Origin of the sequence: Paenimyroides aestuarii (genome assembly GCF_024628805.1) — a bacterium.
Taxonomy (GTDB): Bacteria; Bacteroidota; Bacteroidia; order Flavobacteriales; family Flavobacteriaceae; genus Flavobacterium; species Flavobacterium aestuarii_A.
In genome coordinates this window covers 866,241-886,401 of the sequence record NZ_CP102382.1, presented here as the reverse complement: position 1 = coordinate 886,401, position 20,161 = coordinate 866,241, and the positions used below count along the sequence as shown (strand labels likewise).

The 20,161-nt window shown below is 39.6% G+C and carries 14 protein-coding genes; 12 read left to right on the top strand and 2 right to left on the bottom strand.

The window, feature by feature from the left end; translation table 11 throughout:
- Nucleotides 1–7 precede the first annotated feature (7 nt).
- From NPX36_RS04320 to NPX36_RS04295, 6 genes are all read left to right on the top strand, one after another.
- Nucleotides 8–1,969: an OmpA family protein gene (locus NPX36_RS04320; protein ID WP_257500186.1), complete on the top strand. Its 1,962-nt coding sequence runs from the start codon at nucleotides 8–10 to the stop codon at nucleotides 1,967–1,969.
- Between the two features lie 92 nt (nucleotides 1,970–2,061).
- Entirely contained in the window at nucleotides 2,062–2,871 is an 810-nt protein-coding gene (locus NPX36_RS04315; protein WP_257500185.1) for a hypothetical protein, read from the top strand.
- A 49-nt stretch (nucleotides 2,872–2,920) separates the two neighbouring features.
- Nucleotides 2,921–5,695, top strand: coding sequence for a beta strand repeat-containing protein (locus tag NPX36_RS04310; protein ID WP_257500184.1), 2,775 nt, complete (start codon nucleotides 2,921–2,923; stop codon nucleotides 5,693–5,695).
- 21 nt (nucleotides 5,696–5,716) lie between these two features.
- Nucleotides 5,717–7,330 carry a hypothetical protein gene (locus NPX36_RS04305; protein WP_257500183.1) on the top strand — a complete coding sequence of 538 codons (1,614 nt, stop codon included), beginning with the start codon at nucleotides 5,717–5,719 and terminating at the stop codon, nucleotides 7,328–7,330.
- A 113-nt stretch (nucleotides 7,331–7,443) separates the two neighbouring features.
- Complete coding sequence (locus NPX36_RS14415; RefSeq protein ID WP_257500182.1) at nucleotides 7,444–11,253, top strand: DUF11 domain-containing protein; 3,810 nt, start codon at nucleotides 7,444–7,446, stop codon at nucleotides 11,251–11,253.
- A gap of 26 nt (nucleotides 11,254–11,279) precedes the next feature.
- Nucleotides 11,280–13,586: a DUF11 domain-containing protein gene (locus NPX36_RS04295; protein WP_257500181.1), complete on the top strand. Its 2,307-nt coding sequence runs from the start codon at nucleotides 11,280–11,282 to the stop codon at nucleotides 13,584–13,586.
- Between the two features lie 58 nt (nucleotides 13,587–13,644).
- Here NPX36_RS04295 and NPX36_RS04290 read toward each other — a convergent pair whose 3' ends face one another.
- Nucleotides 13,645–13,878, bottom strand: coding sequence for a DUF6341 family protein (locus NPX36_RS04290; protein WP_257500180.1), 234 nt, complete (start codon nucleotides 13,876–13,878; stop codon nucleotides 13,645–13,647).
- A gap of 108 nt (nucleotides 13,879–13,986) precedes the next feature.
- On the opposite strand from NPX36_RS04290, the gene NPX36_RS04285 reads away from it, so the two are divergent.
- The gene (locus tag NPX36_RS04285) at nucleotides 13,987–14,916 is read left to right on the top strand and encodes a DUF6427 family protein (RefSeq protein ID WP_257500179.1); all 930 of its coding nucleotides are present in this window, start codon (nucleotides 13,987–13,989) and stop codon (nucleotides 14,914–14,916) included.
- 98 nt (nucleotides 14,917–15,014) lie between these two features.
- Here the strand turns inward: NPX36_RS04285 and upp are convergent, their stop codons facing one another.
- Nucleotides 15,015–15,656, bottom strand: coding sequence for a uracil phosphoribosyltransferase (gene upp, locus NPX36_RS04280; RefSeq protein WP_257500178.1), 642 nt, complete (start codon nucleotides 15,654–15,656; stop codon nucleotides 15,015–15,017).
- A 68-nt stretch (nucleotides 15,657–15,724) separates the two neighbouring features.
- On the opposite strand from upp, the gene NPX36_RS04275 reads away from it, so the two are divergent.
- The 5 genes from NPX36_RS04275 (at nucleotide 15,725) to NPX36_RS04255 (ending at nucleotide 20,130) form a co-directional block, all read left to right on the top strand.
- On the top strand, nucleotides 15,725–16,330 hold the full coding sequence (locus tag NPX36_RS04275; protein ID WP_257500177.1) for a DUF4254 domain-containing protein: 606 nt from the start codon (nucleotides 15,725–15,727) through the stop codon (nucleotides 16,328–16,330).
- Between the two features lie 44 nt (nucleotides 16,331–16,374).
- Nucleotides 16,375–16,671 carry a hypothetical protein gene (locus NPX36_RS04270; RefSeq protein ID WP_257500176.1) on the top strand — a complete coding sequence of 99 codons (297 nt, stop codon included), beginning with the start codon at nucleotides 16,375–16,377 and terminating at the stop codon, nucleotides 16,669–16,671.
- A gap of 1 nt (nucleotide 16,672) precedes the next feature.
- Nucleotides 16,673–17,704, top strand: coding sequence for a glycosyltransferase family 9 protein (locus NPX36_RS04265; RefSeq protein WP_257500175.1), 1,032 nt, complete (start codon nucleotides 16,673–16,675; stop codon nucleotides 17,702–17,704).
- Entirely contained in the window at nucleotides 17,701–18,759 is a 1,059-nt protein-coding gene (locus tag NPX36_RS04260; RefSeq protein WP_257500174.1) for a M20 family metallo-hydrolase, read from the top strand. The genes NPX36_RS04265 and NPX36_RS04260 overlap by 4 nt, the downstream gene beginning before the upstream one ends.
- Before the next feature lie 153 nt (nucleotides 18,760–18,912).
- Nucleotides 18,913–20,130: an aminotransferase class V-fold PLP-dependent enzyme gene (locus NPX36_RS04255; protein ID WP_257500173.1), complete on the top strand. Its 1,218-nt coding sequence runs from the start codon at nucleotides 18,913–18,915 to the stop codon at nucleotides 20,128–20,130.
- The last annotated feature ends 31 nt before the right edge of the window (nucleotides 20,131–20,161 follow it).

The window sequence follows — 20,161 nt, the reverse complement described above, 5'->3', positions numbered from 1 at the left end:
AAGAAAAATGAAAAAAGGGATATATAGAGCCGCTTTGTTCACCGCCTTTATGCTGGGGAACACGGGGGCACAAGCACAAGCGGGATTAAATACAGCCGATAAAGACTACAACCAATGGGCTTATGTAGATGCAATCAGCATTTACGAGAAAGTAGCCAACCGCGGCTATGCCGGGAAGGATGTACTAGAAAAGTTAGGCAACGCCTACTACTTTAACGCACGCTATGGCGAAGCCCAAAAGCACTACGAACGCTTGTTCAAAGAATTTGGCAGCGAAAACATTGGCAGCGAGTACTATTACCGCTACGCCCAAACCTTGCAACACGTGGGCAAAGAAAGCGAATCAAAGCGCTATTACGACCAGTTTGTAAACAAAGCCGGCAGCCACACGCAACGTTCTAAAATCCGCCAGAACGAAGCCGCGCTTAAAAAGCAGATACAAGCCAATTCAGGTCGCTACGACCAGATCAAGAACTTGGAGATCAACACGCCTTATTCCGATTACGGAAGCTATGTACACAACAACCAATTGTACTTTACCAGCGCGCGCGACACGGGCAGCTTGCACAAACGCGAACACACCTGGACAGGCGATGCCTTTACCAGCTTGTACAGCGTAGCCGAAACGGCAAGCAAAGATGATAAAGTAACCCGATTGAAAGGAAAGGTAAAATCACCACTTAACGAATCCACAGCGGTAATCACCAAAGACGGCAACACGATGTATTTCACACGCAACAACTACATCAACCATACCCGTAAATACGATGCCGACAAAAACACGAAGCTTAAAATCTACCGTGCAGAAAACGTGGATGGCAAATGGGAGCACATAACCGAGTTACCGTTCAATATGGACGGCTACAACACGGCACACCCCACCTTAAGCCCAGACGAAGCCACAATGTATTTTGCGAGCGACCGTCCGGGAGGCTTCGGCGAATCGGATTTGTGGCAGGTAGCAATTCATCCCTCAGGAGCTTTTGGCGGACCTGTAAACATGGGTGAGGGGATCAACACCGAAGGCAGAGAAACCTTTCCGTTTGTAACCGAAAGTGGGGAATTGTATTTTTCAAGCGACGGTAGAGTAGGACTAGGCGGACTTGATGTATATGCCACAAAATTAGACAGAAACAGCCAACCTGGGGAAATCCACAACGTAGGAGCACCAATCAACGGAAATGCAGATGATTTTGCGTATTATATCGACCCAAACACCAAACAAGGCTTCTTTTCAAGCAACCGTGAGGGCGGCAACGGCAACGACGATATTTACAGTTTCCATGAAACCAAACCGTTGCAACTAGAATGCATCCAAAAATTGCTTTTAAAAGTAGTCGATGCAAAAACCCGCAACATTATTAGCGATGCCAACGTAACGTTGTACAACAATTTGTACGGCGAATTAGAAAACAGCAACCGCTACCAAAACGGCGGTTATGTGTTCAACAACGAATTCAAATGTGGGGAAACCTACCGCTTAAAAGCAGAAAAAGAAGGCTACATAGCCAAAGAAGATGCAGTGAGCCTGCCTAATGAAAGCGGTGTAACCGAGCACACCATTGTTTTGGAACCAGCTAAAACCCCTGTAAAAGTAGGCGACGACTTGTTTAAAGTATTAAAACTGAATCCGATTTATTTTGATTTAGACAAATACAACATCCGTCCGGATGCAGCGGCAGAGCTGGCAAAAGTATTGGCGGTATTGGAAGAATATCCAACGATGAAAATCGACATCCGTTCGCATACCGACAGCCGTGCATCGCACAAGTACAACGACAGATTGTCTGAGAACCGCGCAAAATCGACCAGAGAATGGTTGATTGACCAAGGTATCAGTTCGTCACGATTAACATCGAAAGGCTATGGCGAGCGTCAATTAGTCAACGAATGTGCCGACGGAGTGCAGTGTAGCGAAGAAGCACACCAAGCCAACCGTAGATCCGAGTTTATTATCGTGGAGATGTAAGAATAATATATAAACAGGCTGGTTTTCCAACCAAAAAATCAGTCTGTTTAAAAATAAATGATGAAAAATTTCATCTAACAAAAAATATAAAAATGATGAAAAACAGATTACCTTTTATTGGAATTTTACTTTTTAGTGCAGCTACATATGCACAGGTAGGTATAGGAACTTTAAGTCCTAATAAATCTGCTCAACTAGAAGTAGCAGCTACTAATAAAGGTATTTTAATACCGCGTGTGCCTTTAAAAAGTATTACAGATGCAATGACCATTTCAAACGGAAATGTAGAGTCGTTATTGGTTTTTAATACCAATCCATCGGGCACCTTATCAAGAGGATATTATTATTGGATGGATAACAAATGGAACCGTATTATCAACGAAACCGATTTAAATGCGGTTATAAAAACAGTTGGTTTAGTAGATGGAGAAAACACTACGGTAACATCCAGTATTGATCCAACAGACCCAAACAAAACCAATTGGAAAGTGAATGTAGCAACCGCGAAAGGGGCAACAGCTGGCAATGCATCAACATTAGGCGTGGTAAAAGAAGCAGCTGTAAACCCTTCTGTATTGATTAGTCAATCGGGTGAATTGTCAGTAAACTTTGAAGCATTGAACGGAATAAAACAAGTAAACCAAGATTACAATGCCACGATAGGAGACGTGGTACTGTTTGCTGATGCAAGCGCAAATACGGTTACGATTTCGTTGCCCAATCCACAAAACAACAAAGGAAAAAAATTCACTATTAAAAAATATGATGATAACGAAAGCAACTTTGTGAATGTTTCTGGGGCTATTGAAGGAGTGCCGGGAGGTCTATATACCGCACTGCCTTATTCAGGTTGGAACTTTGTTTCAGACGGAACTGTTTGGAAAATCGTTGAAAAATTTTAAAAACAAATACATATTAAATAACTAAACTAATTTAGAATCTATTATCAAAATGAAAAAATTATTACTATCAGCATGTGTTGCTTTTGCAATGTTAGCAACAACAAATACGTTTGCACAGCAAGGTTTTGGAACCAATATACCAGATAAATCTGCAGCGGTTGATGTGGTTTCGTCGAAGCGCGGTATGTTAATTCCACGTTTAAATTTAGTAGCAACCGATAATCAATCACCTGTTACAGAAATTCCTGCACAGTCATTATTAGTGTATAACCAAGCTACTGCGGGCGCGGGAGCAACAGCAGTTACACCAGGTTTTTATTATTGGGATACCAATAGATGGGTGCGTATAGTATCAACCACATCAGAAAAAATCACCAAAGTTGTTGCAGGTACAAATGTACAAGTCGATTCTTCGGTTTCAGCAGATGGCATCACAACCACTTATACAGTTGGCGTGGCAGAAGGTACCCAAGGGCAAGTTTTGGTAACGGTTGAAAATCCAACAACAAATGAATTAGAATCAAAATGGGTAGATGCCTCTGCATTTATTAGCGGTGTAAACGGAATTACAATTACTCCCGTAACCAACCCAACTACGGGTGCTGTGACTAATGAAATTGGAATAGGTGGTACATTAACCGATACTTCGGGTACAGAAATTGTAACAGATCCAACTACAGGAAAAACATTAGCTATTACTGGTTTAGAAGTTTTAGATACAACAGGTTTTGATCCAGCAACACAAAACATCATGGTGATGGGAACAGATGGTATCTTAAAGCAAGTTGCTCCAAAAACGTTGATTGAAGATGCTATTGCAGCAGATAATTTAACAGCGAAAGAACTTTCAAGCGTTGGTGGAATTATTTCATTAAACGGTGCCGATACAGCCATTGCAAACAGCTTGTTAAAAGATGTGGAATTAGGAGTTAACAACCGATCAATCGGTCCGGAAAAATTAAATCCTGGAGCGGCAACAGTGGGTCAAATTGCAACAGTTGTTGACAATGCGGGAACCACCGAAGTGCAATACCAAAATCCTTCCACAGCAATTGGTAAAACGTTAACAACCGATAATATCATTGGCGTGGGGGCAGACAATACTGCCGCTTCTAATGCCACAGCCAACCAATTAGACGGTGCTGTACTTACACCAACATATTTAAAAATTAAGGACGATGCCATCACAGCGCAACAAATTGCACCAGATGCAGTTGGGGCTTCAGAGTTGGCAGATAATTCAGTAGCATCTGAAAACATTATTAATGGAGCAGTAGAAAATGCTGATTTAGCAGAAGGATCGGTATCAGCAAATAAAATGACATCTACGGTGACCGATGCAACAGGTGCAGTTACTGCAACCGCTCCGGCAAACACCGTTCCAACAGCAAATGGAACAGGAGGAGTAACCTATCAAACCATTGCAGCTGCAGCCGGTGAAGATTTAACAACCGATGGTAAAATTGTTGTAGGCGATAATACTTCTAATATAACTTCTTTAGAAAATGCCGTTTTGGTAGCAACCCGATTAAGTATTAAACAAGGTTCAATAGGCAATGTGGAATTAACAGATGGAGCTGTTACTGCAGATAAAATGCAATCTAAAGATGCAGCAACAGGTGCAAATGTAGATGCAGGGATGATTCCAACAGCAGATGGCTCAGGTGGTGTATCTTATGAAACAGTTGCAGATGCAGCAGGGAAAACCTTAACAGGATCTGGAATTACCGTTACTGCGGGAACAACAGTGGGAACAGATACTTCAGTAGCTAAAAGTGTATTGGCCGATGTAACCTTAGGAATAGCCGATAACGCCATTACATCTGAAAAAATACTAAACGGTACCATTGAGGCAGAAGATATACAAGCGCCAGGTTCTACAACCAATACAGGTGGTACAGTAAACCAAGTGATGGTTACCAATTCCAATGGAGAGGTTGCTTGGATTAATCAAAGTGCGTTAGCCAATAAAGATAATTACATTTTTGAAGCACCATTGGCAAAAGATGCAGGAACAGCAAATGCAAACGGCGGCACCGATTATGAGGTGAGTATTGCAACAGCTTCGGCTACTAGTTTAGGTGTTGTAAAACAATCGGCGGCTACTGGCGAAGAAATAACCATTGCAGCAGACGGCTCACTATCCGTTAATGAAAGTAATGTTGTTTTATCTGGCGATGTAACCGGACCTTTAAACGACACCAACGTAGCTGCAATTCAAGGAACAGCAGTATCAGCAACAGCACCAACTGCAAATCAGGTGATGACTTTTAACAACACTACAAACGAGTGGACACCAACAGCACCAACCAGTTTGGTTTTGGTGGATAATGGTATCAGCAAAGCTACCGATGGAGATATTATTTTAGGAGGAACATTAAACGAAGCAGCTACAGTAATTAAAACAGCAGGTGCATCGAACACCTTAGCAGTAGAAGGATTAATCGTTCCCACAGCAGCAAGCGAAGTGATGTATGCAGAAGGTGCAACCGGTGTTTTAAGAAAAGCTGTTCGTTCTATTGCAGTAGATGTTACAGCAAGCCAAACCGTAACTGCAATTGCAGGGTACAATAGTTTTGTACAAGAAATAACAATTTCAGCAACAATTGGTGCTTCTGAAGATATCGACATTACATTGCCAACACCTTCAGCAGATAACAAAGGTCAGGTTGTAAACGTTAAAATAGCAAATACTTCAGAACCAGATTACTATTTGAATATTCGCGAGACGGGTGGTACAACGCTTACTTATGGTAGTTTGCCGTATCAAGGTTGGATTGTAAAATCGAACGGCACCGCTTGGGAAGTTGTAGGTAGAAACTAATAAAAAAATCAATTATTGCTTATGTATAAAGCAAAAAAAATTCATATAGCCCTCACTTTTGCATTATTATTTAGTGCAAAAGGGCTCTATGCACAGCAAGGATTTGGAACCAATGAACCAAGTAAGGCTTCGGTAATCGATATGCAGTCCGAAACCAAAGGTTTGTTAATTCCAAGAGTACAATTAGCCTCTTTAACAGATTTTTTACCCGTTAAAGGAGAAACAGCTACAAATGTTGATAAAACCAATTCATTGTTGGTGTACAATACCGCAACTGTTGGGACAACCATCACACCGGGATATTATTATTGGACGACCGATGGAACAGCAATTAATAGTTTTTGGAAACGATTACTCGCAAATAACGATGCTTCGGCATTGGCATTGGCAGGCGATGTAACCGGAACGTTAGGAGCAAACGTTGTAGAGAAAATTCAAGGCATTCCCGTTGCTACTACCGCCCCAAACAACAACCAAGTCTTAACCTATAACGGAACAGCATGGACGCCTGCAGCTATTACACCTTCGGTGATTAGTAATAAAGCAGACCTAAGTGTAACAGACGGGATTAGAATTGCTTCAGGGTCTGGAACCGGAGCTTTGTTAAACGCAGCAACAGTTGGTATAAATGATAAAGGAATTGCGCCTATTAAAATAACTCCGGGTACAAATGGTCAGGTTTTAACAACCAATGGCTCAGGAAATGCCGTGTGGAGTGCACTGCCTTCCTCGGTATCATCTTTATCAGTTACTGCTCCCATTACAAATTCTGGAACAAGTACTGCACCCAACATAGGTATATCGAGAAATAGTTTAACCACGGCTTCAAGCAATGGGTCAGCAACGAATGCAGTTGTTATTACAAATGGATCTAATGCAGTTGTTAACGGAACCGACACAAGTTTACAAGTTAATAATACAGCAGCTTTATGGAATGCAAATCAATTAAGAGGACAGAATATATCAGCAACAACTCCCACAAATGCTCAAGTTTTACAGTACAATGGGGGAAGTTGGACGCCAGCTTCTCTACCAGCTGCAACCGTAACTACTGCAAATAACGGTTTAAATCTTAATGGAACAACCGTTGAATTAGGAGGAAATCTAAATAAAGCCACAACGATAACCCAAAATGCAAATCCTTTAACCATAGCAACTGGCGGAACAGCATTAACCATATCGGGTTTACCAACAGGTGTTACAGCAGATAAAGCATTAGTAGCTACAGCAACTGGCGTAGTAAAACAAGTAAGACAAGCTCCGCGTTTTTTTTATATGCCCGCAGTGATTTTTGATACATCTGCCAATGGTACTAATTTAACAAGAAATTTGTACGATGAATATGTGAAACAATTCCAGGGCGGACAAGCTGGTGCCGGAAGCACAACTTACAATATTGCTCATGGAGCAGCTGGTTACTCTATGCCCTATAATGGCGGAATCGTTGCGAGCACTGGAGCACCTGCAGATATTCCGGTATATGGAAGTAATGAATTATATTACTACATAACCTATTATGATACCGCTGTTTTTTCTAATTTAAGCATCAATGCAAGTGGTGAATTAACATACAGTATCATTTCAAATGCAAGTAACGTTTCCTATATGAATATTGTATTTGTTGTTAGAGAGTAACTGAATAATAATTAAGGCAATACATCTTAAAAAAGTGTTTTAAACAGAATTTTTTTACACTTTAATACAAGTAGGAAAAAAATAAATTTCACTTAAAAGTAATGAAAAAAAGTATGAATCTTTTTTCAAAAGCAAACAAAAAAAGCAGAATCAACGGGTTTTTGTTAACCATTTTGTTCTTTGTTATATCTGCGAGCAATGCCCAGCAACAACCAGTTTGTGCCACGCCAGGGTCAGATGGTGTGCAAGAATTTCCTGAGCCCAGAAACTCTTTTTTTCCAGGTATGGGGAATGATATTACAGTAAACGCAGGAGCAACCTCTTTTACATTAGATGCCATTCCATCTCCATTTTTGGTGGGTGGCGTTTTATATGACTTTGGAAATAATCAAATTTCTAAAGGCGATTTATTGCTTATTATTCAAATTCAAGGAGCAACTATAAATAGTGCGAATACAAACCTTTATGGATCAGGAAACGCCGCAAATAATGGTTCTGGATATCTCAATCTCAATAATGTAGGGCGTTACGAATATATGGTAGCTTTGAACAATGTAACGTCATCAGGTGGGGAATTAAGATTTAAAGCTGCCGGTTCAGGTGGCGGACTATTATATTCATACGAAAATAAACCTGCAACTACCTCTCAAGGAGTGAAACGTTTTCAAGTGGTTCGTTTAATGCAATATTCCGATTTAACCTTAACTTCCGACATAAAAACCACACCATGGAACGGAAGAGCCGGCGGGCTAATTGCTATTGATGTTGCTGGAACATTAAATTTTAATGGCAAAACGATAAATGCATCGCTAACTGGTTTTAGAGGTGGGTTTTTGCCTTCGCGAAGTATTGAAAATATACAATATACCGACTATCGATCTGCAATAGCAGGAACAAATAACCGCGGTAGTACAAAAGGTGAAGGAATCGCAGGTACACCCAGATACGTGTGGGATGGATATGAATACTTAGATCAAGGAGCCACATGGCAAGGTTACCCCAACGGTGATTATGCAAAAGGAGCTCCTGCAAATGCTGGCGGCGGCGGAAATGTGCATAATGCTGGCGGCGGCGGCGGCGGAAATGGTGGTTTTGGTGGTGCTGGTGGGTATGGTTGGCCTTTGGCAAACGAAAACCCTCAGACGAATAATAGAAATAATTTACTTAGTCTTCAAACGGGTGGTCGTCCGGGAGTTGCATTACCAAGTAATGTAAATAACGGATTGCTGTTTATGGGCGGTGGCGGCGGTGCTGGTGATGCAAATAACTCAGGTGATGGTGCACGCGGTGGCGTTGGTGGCGGAATCGTAATTATCACAGCCAATAAAATTGCGGGAAATGGTTTTATCTTAGCAAATGGTGGAAAAGGAGAGCCGGGAGCAGTAGCAAGTAGTGGAGATGGTGCTGGTGGTGGCGGTGCTGGCGGATCTGTTTTTATCAATGTAAAAGAACCCAGTACAGGCAATCTTTATATCCAAGCTAAAGGCGGTAACGGCGGGCATAGTACTACTGTTGATCTTCATGGTCCTGGCGGTGGTGGCGGTGGTGGCATTATTTATTACAATGCAAATGGTGCAAATGTTACGACCGATGTTACACCTGGAGAAGCGGGGCGTATCAATGCAGGACAACCCGTAAATGCGGCCAATTATGCAGATTTTCCAGCTGGTGCCAATAAGTTGCAAAACGGTAGTCTTCCCGGAACCTCGGGAGTGGTTTCTAGTTTTTCAATGAACGATTTACCAAGCTATTTAGCCGCAAGTGCTTATTGTTATCCTGCCCTTAGTATTGCAAAATGGAGAGATAGTCCATTAGATTCTATTCCAGCAGGATCTATGATCACTTATAAAATTAGAATTGACAATTCAGGCGGTGGTGCGAAAGGTGTGCGTGTAAACGATCCATTGCCGGCGTCATTTACCTTTGTTTCTGCTACTATTGATTTTGATACCACTACGGGTAATCCGCAAAGTATTAACAATATTGGAACTCCAACAAACCCTATTCTGGGTACTTTTGATTTGGTAAGCGGTGAAGGTGCTTATATAGAAATGAATGTACAAGTTCCTTTTCTAACTACAGAGGGAACCTATCACAACGGTGTGCAAGTTGGATACTTAGACCCAACAAGGGTAAGTGGGGCTCCCGAACGAATTATTTACCCACCCTTAAACGCAATTTCCGGTCAAAATACCACTTATTCCACAGGAAACGAAACAGTAGGCGGAAGCAATTACAATGCCAATCAAGAAGGGGAAGAAGTAATTGTGGTTCGACCAGAAATTGGTATTTCAAAAACCATTAATAATGCTTGTGCAGATACTGCTGGAAACATTTATTCTATTGTGCTTTTAAATCCAAATTCTTATACACTGACAAATGTTTCAGTGACTGATGTAATAGATTCTGAGTTAGATGTTTTAAGTGCAAGCGGATCGGGTTGGACCGTTTCTAATGTGGGCAATACATATACACTTACATTAAATACTTTGGCAGCTGCTACTGGTGCAACACCTTTTACATCGGCTCCTATAAACATTACGGTTCGCCCAAAAGCAACAGCAACAAAAAGCAATTGGTTAAATACCGCAACTGTACCCACTTCCAAGGGCGTTTCTAGTTCTTCGGTCATCATGTATCAACAGCCAACAACTGCAACTGCCTCACAAGTTATATTTGCTGGGCAATGTGATGATGGAATTTACTATATTCAAGGAAATCAACCAACAGTTGGTGTTGGTAAATGGGAGTTTGTAGGCGATTCTGGAACCGCTTTTTTCGAGAATCCAAATCAGCGAAACACGCGTATTCTAGGAATGCAACCGAACCAAACCGTGAGTGTGATCTGGAAAATAACTAATAGTTCTTGTGGTTCAGTAAGCAGTCCACCGCTATCATTCACCGCTCCTATTCGTCCAACAGCAACAATTAGTGGTGGTGGTACAATATGTTCAGGTGCTGCACTTGATTCTGCACCGGCTATCACAGTTTCATTAACTCCTGCAAGTGGTTACAAACGAATTAAATATATTGATGGTGGTGGATTTGAAAGATTTATAGTTTCAAGTAATAACGCTCCAACAATTGATATTCCACGAAATTTTGCAGGTACTTATATTTTGTTAGAAGTTAAGCAAAGCACTTCAAATTTAAGCGCAAACGATAGCGGTTGGAACTCTATTTGCCCGGGTATAGTTAGCGGAACAGCACAAATAAATGTAGTTACAACAGCCCCTGCCGGCGGAGTGATAAATTATCATGGAGGACCAGTGTGTAAAGGTGAAATTGTACCCATGTCTTTAGTGCTTACGGGCCATGGAGGAGTTGTTCTAGGTTGGCAAAGTTCTACTGATGGCAACACGTGGTCTGCAATTATTCCAGGAACTGAAAATGTTACTTCCTATAGCCCAGCTGTAAACACAAACATTTATTATCGTGCTACTATTGGAAGTATTGTGGTAAATGGATCACCTTGTTTTCCAAATTCTTTTTCTGGAATTGCTTATGTTCCTGTAAAAGATTGTAATGATATTTCTGTTGCCAAAACAATAAATAACAACACGCCAAATGCAGGCGATTCAGTTACATTTACTATAACAGCTACTAACAACAAAGAACAAAACGCAACAGGAGTTGTGGTACAAGACAAACTGCCTAACGGATATACCTATCAAAGCCATAATGCAGCTGCCGGTACAACGTACAATCAAACTACAGGTGTGTGGAACATTGGTGGTTTAAATACCGGTCAATCAAGAGTTTTATCGGTAGTTGCAACGGTAAATATGTCTGGGCAATATACTAACAAAGCAGTTATATCATGTAATGAACAAGAAACAAACTATGCAAATAATACAGCACAAGTAACACCTGTTCCTAATTGTGATGTTCGAAATATTTCACCTAAAACATCTAAACCTTAATTTTTCTAAGAGAGATGTTGTTAAAAATGAAAAATAATAAAAATATCGGTATGAAATACCTTTTTAAATTTATTCTAATAGTAGTTATATTGCTAGGAGGTGCTTCAACTATGCATCTTTTTGCGCAAACCTATACCATTACCGCTTCTGGAAACACGGTAAGTTTTCCTGTAGGTACATCTCTTAAAATAGAAGTTTGGGGAGCTGGCGGTCGTGGAGGTAGTAATGCAACCGGAGGCGGAGGCGGAGGTGGTGCGTATGCAGCAAGTACCGTAACAGTGAACCAAGCAACTGCTTATTACGTGAATATTGGAACAGGAAGTACCTCTACAGCCGCTGGAGGTGACTCGTGGTTTGCTCCAAATAATAATGTTAATAATGCTCTTGTATTAGCAAAAGGTGGAAACAGTGCTACCAATTCAACCGGTGCGACTGGCGGAAGTTATTCAGCAAGTTTAGGACAAGTAAGAAACAATGGAGGTCGAGGTGCTAATGCAACTTCCGATGGTGGAGGTGGAGGCTCTTCTGCTGGTGCAACAGGATTGGGAGTAAACGCTACCAACCAGTTTGGAGCAGTTGGACCTACAGGAAATGATGGTATTGGAGGAAACGGACGGGCTAGTTCAGACGGTGCGGGTTCAGCTGCCACCATAGGTCCAGGCGGAGGCGGAGGTGGTGCTCGTGGAAACAATGCAGGTGGTGCTGGTGCCAACGGAAGAGTAATTATCACCGTCTTAGGACCACAATCTGATATTACCACTACAGGTTCAGTTGAAGCATGGGTCGCACCAGAAAATGTAACCAGTATTGAAGTAGAAACATGGGGAGGCGGTGGTCGTGGGGGTAGTCGTACTTCTGGTAGTAATACTGGTTTCGGAGGCGGAGGCGGAGGCGGATATTCCCGCAGCCGATTAACGGTAAACCCTGGTACTACCTATTATGTAAATGTAGGCGCCGGAAGTACAACTACAGCAGCTGGTGGTGATTCATGGTTTTCCACTACAAATGTTACCGGAGGTTCTTTAGTACGTGCAAAAGGAGGTAACAGTGTGGCTAACAATGTAACAACGGGTGCTACTGGAGGAGCATCCACTGGAGGGACAAACCCTGCCATTGGAGATGTTAGACTTGCAGGGGGATCTGGTTTAAACGGAGGAGCTAATACAAGCGGTGGAAACGGGGGCGCATCTCCAAATGGGGGAACAGGAGGAAATGGAAAGCAGAACAATTCTTCAGGGAATGGAACAGACGGAAATCCTCCTGGCGGTGGCGGTGGCGGTGCTTATAGAGCAGCGAGTAGCAGTCCAACAGGAGGGAATGGTGGAGATGGAAAAGTTACCATTCACACATTTTATAATCTCTCTATAGCTAAAACAGTAACAACTACAACACCTTTGGTAGGTACAAATGTTACATTTACTATTACTGTTGTAAACAATGGAAGCAACACAGCTAATGGAATTGTGGTGACAGATGCTTTTCCTACAGGTATCACCTATGTTTCTAACTCTGCTTCGGCAACTTTTAATGCAGGTACATTAACTTGGAATGTGGGTACTTTAAATCCTGCGGCATCGGCAAGTATAGACATTGTGGGTACTGTGAATGCCTCAGGTAGCTATGCCAATACTGCGAATCTTACAGCGAATCTTGCAAATAATGGAAATAGCAGTAGTTTAATAACACTATTCCCACAGCAACCAACCGCCGATTTACAGCTTACAAAAGAGGTAAATAACACCATGCCACCTATAAGTGGGCAAGTAACGTTTACTTTAACAGCTTACAATGCAGGTCCGCAAAATGCAACAAATGTAAAAGTACAAGATATTTTGCCTTTCGGATTTACCTATGTGTCATCATCTGCTGGATATGATAACAATACAGGAATTTGGACTATTGGCACTTTGAATAAAGGTGCCTCACAAGTATTGACCTTAACAGCTTCGGTAAATGCATTTGGTAATTATTACAATCAAGCAGTGGTTTCAGCAAGCGAAGTAGATCCTAATTCAACCAATAATACTTCGGGCGTATCGGTATATCCTATTTATCCCATTATAGAAGTAGTGCTTCCTTGCGCCACAACAACGTATAATTTGAATAATATAACAGTTGCTACACCTCCTTCGGGCTCGCAAATTAGTTGGCACACAGCAAGTCCGGCAACTGCCAGTAATAAAATAGCTACGCCATCTAATGTACGTGCTGGCGAAAGGTATTTCGTAGCGTTTTATAATAGCTCAAGTAATTGTTATGGAGCAACTTCCGAAGTTCTTATTAAAAGGTCGTGTCTTATTACCAACCCAATGATTCGTCAACGAACAAAATAATTTCAAACCAAAACCAATCTAACTAAACAAAAAAAATCAGGTTTAAAACCTGATTTTTTTATTTTAAGAACGAGTGTGCTGTTGTATCTTGTTCATCTTCGTTGTTTGAAGCAAAAATGCGTAATTGTTTTAACCAATACGTAAATGCCACACAACAAATAATGATAAAAATCCAGTTAATAATGTTTGCAATCCACCAGTTGGTTAATTCTAATTTTGCAAACCAATCCATTGGTACAAACAACACATCAACGAATAAAAATTCAATACCTTTAAAGAATGATGTCCACATAATATTGTTATTAATTATTTATGTTTAATTTCAGTTTAATTCTAACTTTGCAACAAAAGTAAAAAAAATTATCAACAACTTATTTACAAAAATTAAATAATATCGTTAATGCTTGCAAATCTTTTTTCAAAAAGTAAACCAATTGGTTATGTAGTAATAGGTTTTATGCTTTTAGCTACTTATTTTCTACATTTAATAAGCGATTTGAAATGGTTGCAATCGCCCACAGCTATTATAGAAAAAAGCTTTTTGTTTGTAGCAGTAGTACTTTCGGTTTTGTTGATTCAATTCATCACTTTAAAAAACTATTTAGCGGTAAACAATTTATATTCATTGTTTTTGTATGCCTGCTTTTTAATTCTATTTCCCACCTTTTATGATGATTCCCAGTTAATCATTGCCAATTTATTGGTGTTGTTGGCCTTGCGCAGGATTATTTCGTTGCAAACATTAAATGAACCCAAATTAAAAATTTTCGATGCCAGCTTGTGGATTTTTATGGCAACTTTGTTTGAATCGTGGACTATTCTTTATTTCTTGATGATTTATCTAACCATTATTTGGTATGTGGGGCAAGATTACCGCAATTGGATTATTCCGTTCATCGCATTGCTTACTGTTACCATTCTTTTTTATACCTATAGTTTGTTTTACGATATCAATCTAGTAGCGTTTTGGACCGATAAATATGATATGAGTATCGATTTTAGCTATTTTGAAAATGTGTATCAAAATATTGCATTGGCTTTTTTGGCAACTATATCTGTATTGTTCACATTCTATCAGGTTACTAATTTAAAAACCATCGCAACTAACCAAATCACTCTTTATAAAAACATTGTGTTTTGCTTTGTTATCGGAGCTGCTATTTATGTGATATCGCCCGAAAAATCAAACGGTTTATTAGTGTTTACCTTTTTTCCATTATCAATCATCGGTGGAAACTTTGTGGCAAGTACAAAGGTTTATTGGGTGAAAGAAGCGGTTTTAGCTACAATTTTAGGTGTAAGTTTATTATTGTTTTTATTGAAATTATAGTTATATTTGCTAACCCTAAATTCAAAATTCTAAACGTGTTTTAGAATTTTAATGTTTTCTAATAACCCATGCACCCGGCATGGGTTATGTTTTTTTAATTATAGTTTCTCACCGTAAGCCAAATCGCCTGCATCGCCAATTCCGGGGATAATGTATTTGTGTTCATTTAAACAATCGTCTAAACTTGCCACCCACAAATGAATATTTTCAGGAAGATGTTTCTTTAAATACTCGATTCCTTCAGGTGCGGCAATAACTACGCAGATATGCATTTCTTTTGGTTGTTCTTTTTTCATTAATTGGTTTATCACTGCAACCATTGAATGCCCAGTTGCCAACATGGGATCCAACAAAAGCAAACATTTCCCTTCAAACGATGGTGCTGCTTGATATTCTACCAAAATTTCTGATGCTCCGTGAGTGCGTGCTGCCGATACAAATCCGTTTTCGGCTTCATCAAAAAAACTCATAAAACCGGTATGCAAAGCCAATCCGGCACGAAGTATCGAACACAAAACCACCTCATCTTTAATCAGCATGGTATCTTTTGTGCCAAGTGGTGTGGTTATTGAAGCGGTTTTGAAAGAAAGTTTCTTGCTTAATTCATACGCCATAATTTCGCCTATTCGTTCCATGTTTTTACGAAAACGCATCGAATCTTTCTGTACATTCACATCGCGCAATTGTGCCAAAAAATGATTTAAAATACTGTTTTGATCTGATATATAGTGAATATGCATAAGTTTACCAATGAAATTTTGTTGTTGTAAAAGTATTAAAACTATATTTGTAAATAAAAAATATAATCATGTTTGCAGAATTAGCTTTTCCTGTTTTTGAAAAAAGTATCCAAGATTACCATAAATTCGACGATGTAAATCAACCCATCGCAAACCCTTACGAAAAAGGTTCTATTGAGCATTTGCTGTATGCTAAAAATTGGGTTGATACTGTGCAATGGCATTATGAAGACATTATTCGCGATCCGCAGATTGATCCGGTGGCTGCTTTGGTTTTAAAACGAAAAATCGATGCATCGAACCAAGTGCGAACTGATATGGTGGAATATATTGACAGCTATTTTTTGGATAAATACAAAAACGTTCCAGTAAAACCAAACGCAAAAATCAATACCGAAAGTCCGGCTTGGGCAATGGATCGTTTGTCTATTTTGGCATTGAAAATTTACCACATGGAAGAGGAAGCTACCCGCTCAGACGCATCAGCAGAGCATCGTGCAAAATGTCAAGCAAAATTGGATGTGCTTTTAGAACAAAAACAAGATATGTTTACATCGATCAGTCAATTGATTGAAGATATTGAAAACGGCGACAAATTCATGAAAGTGTACAAACAAATGAAAATGTATAACGACGAAGAATTGAATCCGGTATTGTATCAAAATAAAAAATAACTACTTTTGAAAGACTTTCTTAAAAATAGAAAGTCTTTTTTACTATGAACAGACTTTTAAAAATAGCGCAGGTATTTATTTTTACCGTTTTGATACTTTTAATTGGCGTATTCATTTGGCAGTTTTTCGATGCATACGCGCAATTGCTTTTTATTCCGTTGGGCATTTTAAGTGTTTATTACCTTTTAATTTATCTTTTTGCCAAACTATTGCAGCAAAACCAATCTAAAATATGGTTTTATATAGGTGTTGTTTTTATGATTATTCCGTTGTTGGCTTTTTCATTGGCTTATAAACCTATGTTAGAATTTTCGTACAATATTTTGCAGATTTTCAATTAGAATGAAGCATATTTTAGTCATACGATTATCGGCAATGGGCGATGTTGCCATGACAGTTCCTGTAATTCGGGCGTTGGTTCAACAGCACAAAGATGTAAAAGTCACCGTGGTTTCTCGACCTTTTTTTAAGCCTTTTTTTGATGATATCGATCGGGTTGCTTTTTTTGGAGTTGATTTGGAAAACCGCCACAAAGGATTTTTTGGCATTTACCGATTATTTAAAGAGCTGAAAAAACTAAAAATTGATATGGTTGCTGATTTTCATAATGTATTGCGCTCAAAAATACTCCGCACTTTTTTTAAATCAACCGGAACAAAAACAGCTTTTACTGATAAAGGCAGAAAAGAAAAAAAGGAATTAACCCGATTAGAAAAAAAAGTATTAAAACCTGTAAAACCAATGGTTGAACGTCATGTTGATACGTTGGAGCAATTAGGTTTTAAGGTGGATTTATCAAAAATTTCTTTCCCGAAAAAAACGGTTTTGTCTGATGAAATTTTGGCAATAACTACCGAAAAATCAAACAATAAATGGATTGGAATTGCGCCTTTTGCTCAATATCAAACAAAAGTGTATCCAACCGAATTAATGCAAAAGGTTATTTTAGATCTTGCAGAAAATATAAATCACAAAATATTCTTGTTCGGTGGAAAAAATGAATTAAATGCGTTAAAAAACCTGCAACAAAACCTTGAAAATGTTATATTAGTTGCCAATAAACTCACTTTTAAACAAGAATTACAGTTTATTCCGCATTTAGATGTAATGCTTTCAATGGATTCGGGCAACGCACATATTGCAGCAATGTACGGCGTAAAAGTGGTTACGTTGTGGGGAAACACGCATCCCTTTGCAGGTTTTGTACCGTTTAACCAGCCGTTAGCAAACAGTTTGATTCCCGATTTAGAAAAATATCCGTTTTTGCCTACATCGGTTTACGGAAATAAAATAGTAGCGGGTTATGAAGATGTTATGCAAAGTATAATGCCTGAAGAAGTTGTTGCAAAAATTAGCACGAATTTATACGAATGAAAAATTTAAAAGAAAAAAGCATTGGGCTGCTGATTGATTTAATAAAAACACCATCGTTCAGTAAAGAAGAAGATAAAACGGCCGAAATTATTGACACATTCATAAAGAGTTTTGGCGTGGAAACACACCGCGAACTGAACAATGTTTGGGCTTTTAACAAATATTACGATCCGCTTAAACCTACTATTTTATTAAACTCGCACCACGATACCGTTCGTCCGAATATCGATTATACCCGTGATCCTTTTTTAGCAGAAATAATCGATGGAAAATTGTATGGTTTGGGATCTAACGATGCCGGCGGATGCTTGGTTTCATTAATTGCTACCTTTCTGCATTATTACGAAAAACCGAATTTAAAATACAATTTAGTAATTGCTGCCACTGCCGAAGAAGAAATTTTGGGCAGACACGGTTTGGAATTTGTGGTGCCAAAATTAGGCGTATTAGATTTTGCAATAGTGGGCGAACCAACGCAGATGCATTTGGCAGTTGCCGAAAAAGGTTTAATGGTTTTGGAGTGTAAAGCATCGGGAAAATCAGGACACGCCGCACGTAACGAAGGCGAAAACGCCATTTACAACGCTATTGAAGATATTTTGTGGTTTAAATCGTTTGAGTTTCCTAAACAATCGGAAATGTTTGGCCCGATAAAAATGTCGGTTACCATGATCAATGCCGGCACACAGCACAATGTAGTGCCATCGAGTTGTGATTTTGTGGTTGATGTGCGCGTTACCGATGCGTACACCAATGAAGAGGTTTTAGATATTATAAAAGCACATACCAAATGCGAAATTAAACCGCGATCAACTCGTTTACGTCCGTCGTTTATTTCGTTAGATCACCCAATTGTAAAAGCCGGAATACATTTAGGCAGAACAACCTACGGCTCACCTACCACAAGCGATCAGGCTATCTTAAAAATTCCGTCGTTAAAATTAGGACCAGGAAATTCGGCTCGTTCGCATACTGCAGACGAATTTGTGTATGTTCACGAAGTTGAAGAAGGTATAGATTTGTATATTAAGATTTTGGATGAGTTGGTGGGGTGAAATCAGATGGTGGTGAGAAATAGTATTTATTTCATCCCTAAAAACTTTAAATAGTTCCTTTTTTTATTAACCCTTTCATCCCAAATTCCATTTGCAGTTGCATGGGGTTCTTATTTAATATTAGTATCTTTGTACAAATTTTTCAAAATTTCTATGAAGTTCGATATCCAAAAAATACGCGCCGATTTTCCTATACTGCATCAGCAAGTAAATGGAAAACCTTTGGTGTATTTTGACAATGCCGCTACATCTCAAAAACCGCAAGTGGTGATCGATGCTGAAGCAAAATATTACAGCGAGATCAATGCCAATATTCACCGCGGCGTGCATCATCTAAGTCAGGTTGCAACAGACGCGTACGAAGCATCGCGCCAAAAAATACAAAAACACATCAATGCCAAAAACAGTTTCGAGGTGCTTTTCACAACGGGAACAACTTTTGGTATAAATCTCGTGGCAAACGGTTTTGGTCAGATCTTACAACCGGGCGATGAGGTAATTGTATCGCATTTAGAACATCATTCCAATATTGTGCCTTGGCAATTTGCCTGCCAGCGGTCGGGAGCAACGTTAAAAGTAATTCCCATGTTGCAAGATGGATCTTTGGATATGGAAGCGTATCAAAACCTGTTAAACGAAAACACCAAAATTGTAGCCGTAAACCATATATCAAATGCCTTAGGAGTAATTAATCCTATAAAACGCATCATTGAAAAAGCACACGAAGTGGGTGCGGCTGTTTTAATCGACGGTGCACAGGCAACACCGCATTTAAAGCCCGATGTTCAAGAGTTGGATTGTGATTTCTACGTTTTTTCGGGTCACAAAATTGGCGGACCAACCGGCACGGGAATTTTGTATGGTAAAGAAGCATGGCTTAACAAATTACCTCCGTACCAAGGCGGTGGCGAAATGATTAAAGAAGTTACGTTTGAAAAAACTACTTATGCTTGTTTACCGCATAAATTCGAAGCAGGAACACCCAATATAGCAGGCGGGATTGTTCTAGGGGTTGCTATTGATTATTTAAACGAAATAGGTTTGGACAACATTGCGGCTTATGAACACCAATTGTTAGACTACGGTACCAAACGATTAAACGAAATAGAAGGAATCACCTTTTACGGGACAGTTGCAGAAAAAACATCAGTTATATCGTTCAATATAGTAGGATTACATCCGTATGATGTGGGTGCAATTATCGATAAATTGGGAATTGCCGTGCGAACAGGTCACCATTGTGCACAACCCATTATGAATTTTTTCAATATACCCGGAACCATACGCGCATCTTTTGCCTTTTACAACACCAAAGAAGAAATCGATGCCATGATTGAAGCATTGAAAAAAGCGCAAATGATGTTATCATAATTTTGAAATCGAAAAAGGAAAACGAACAAAA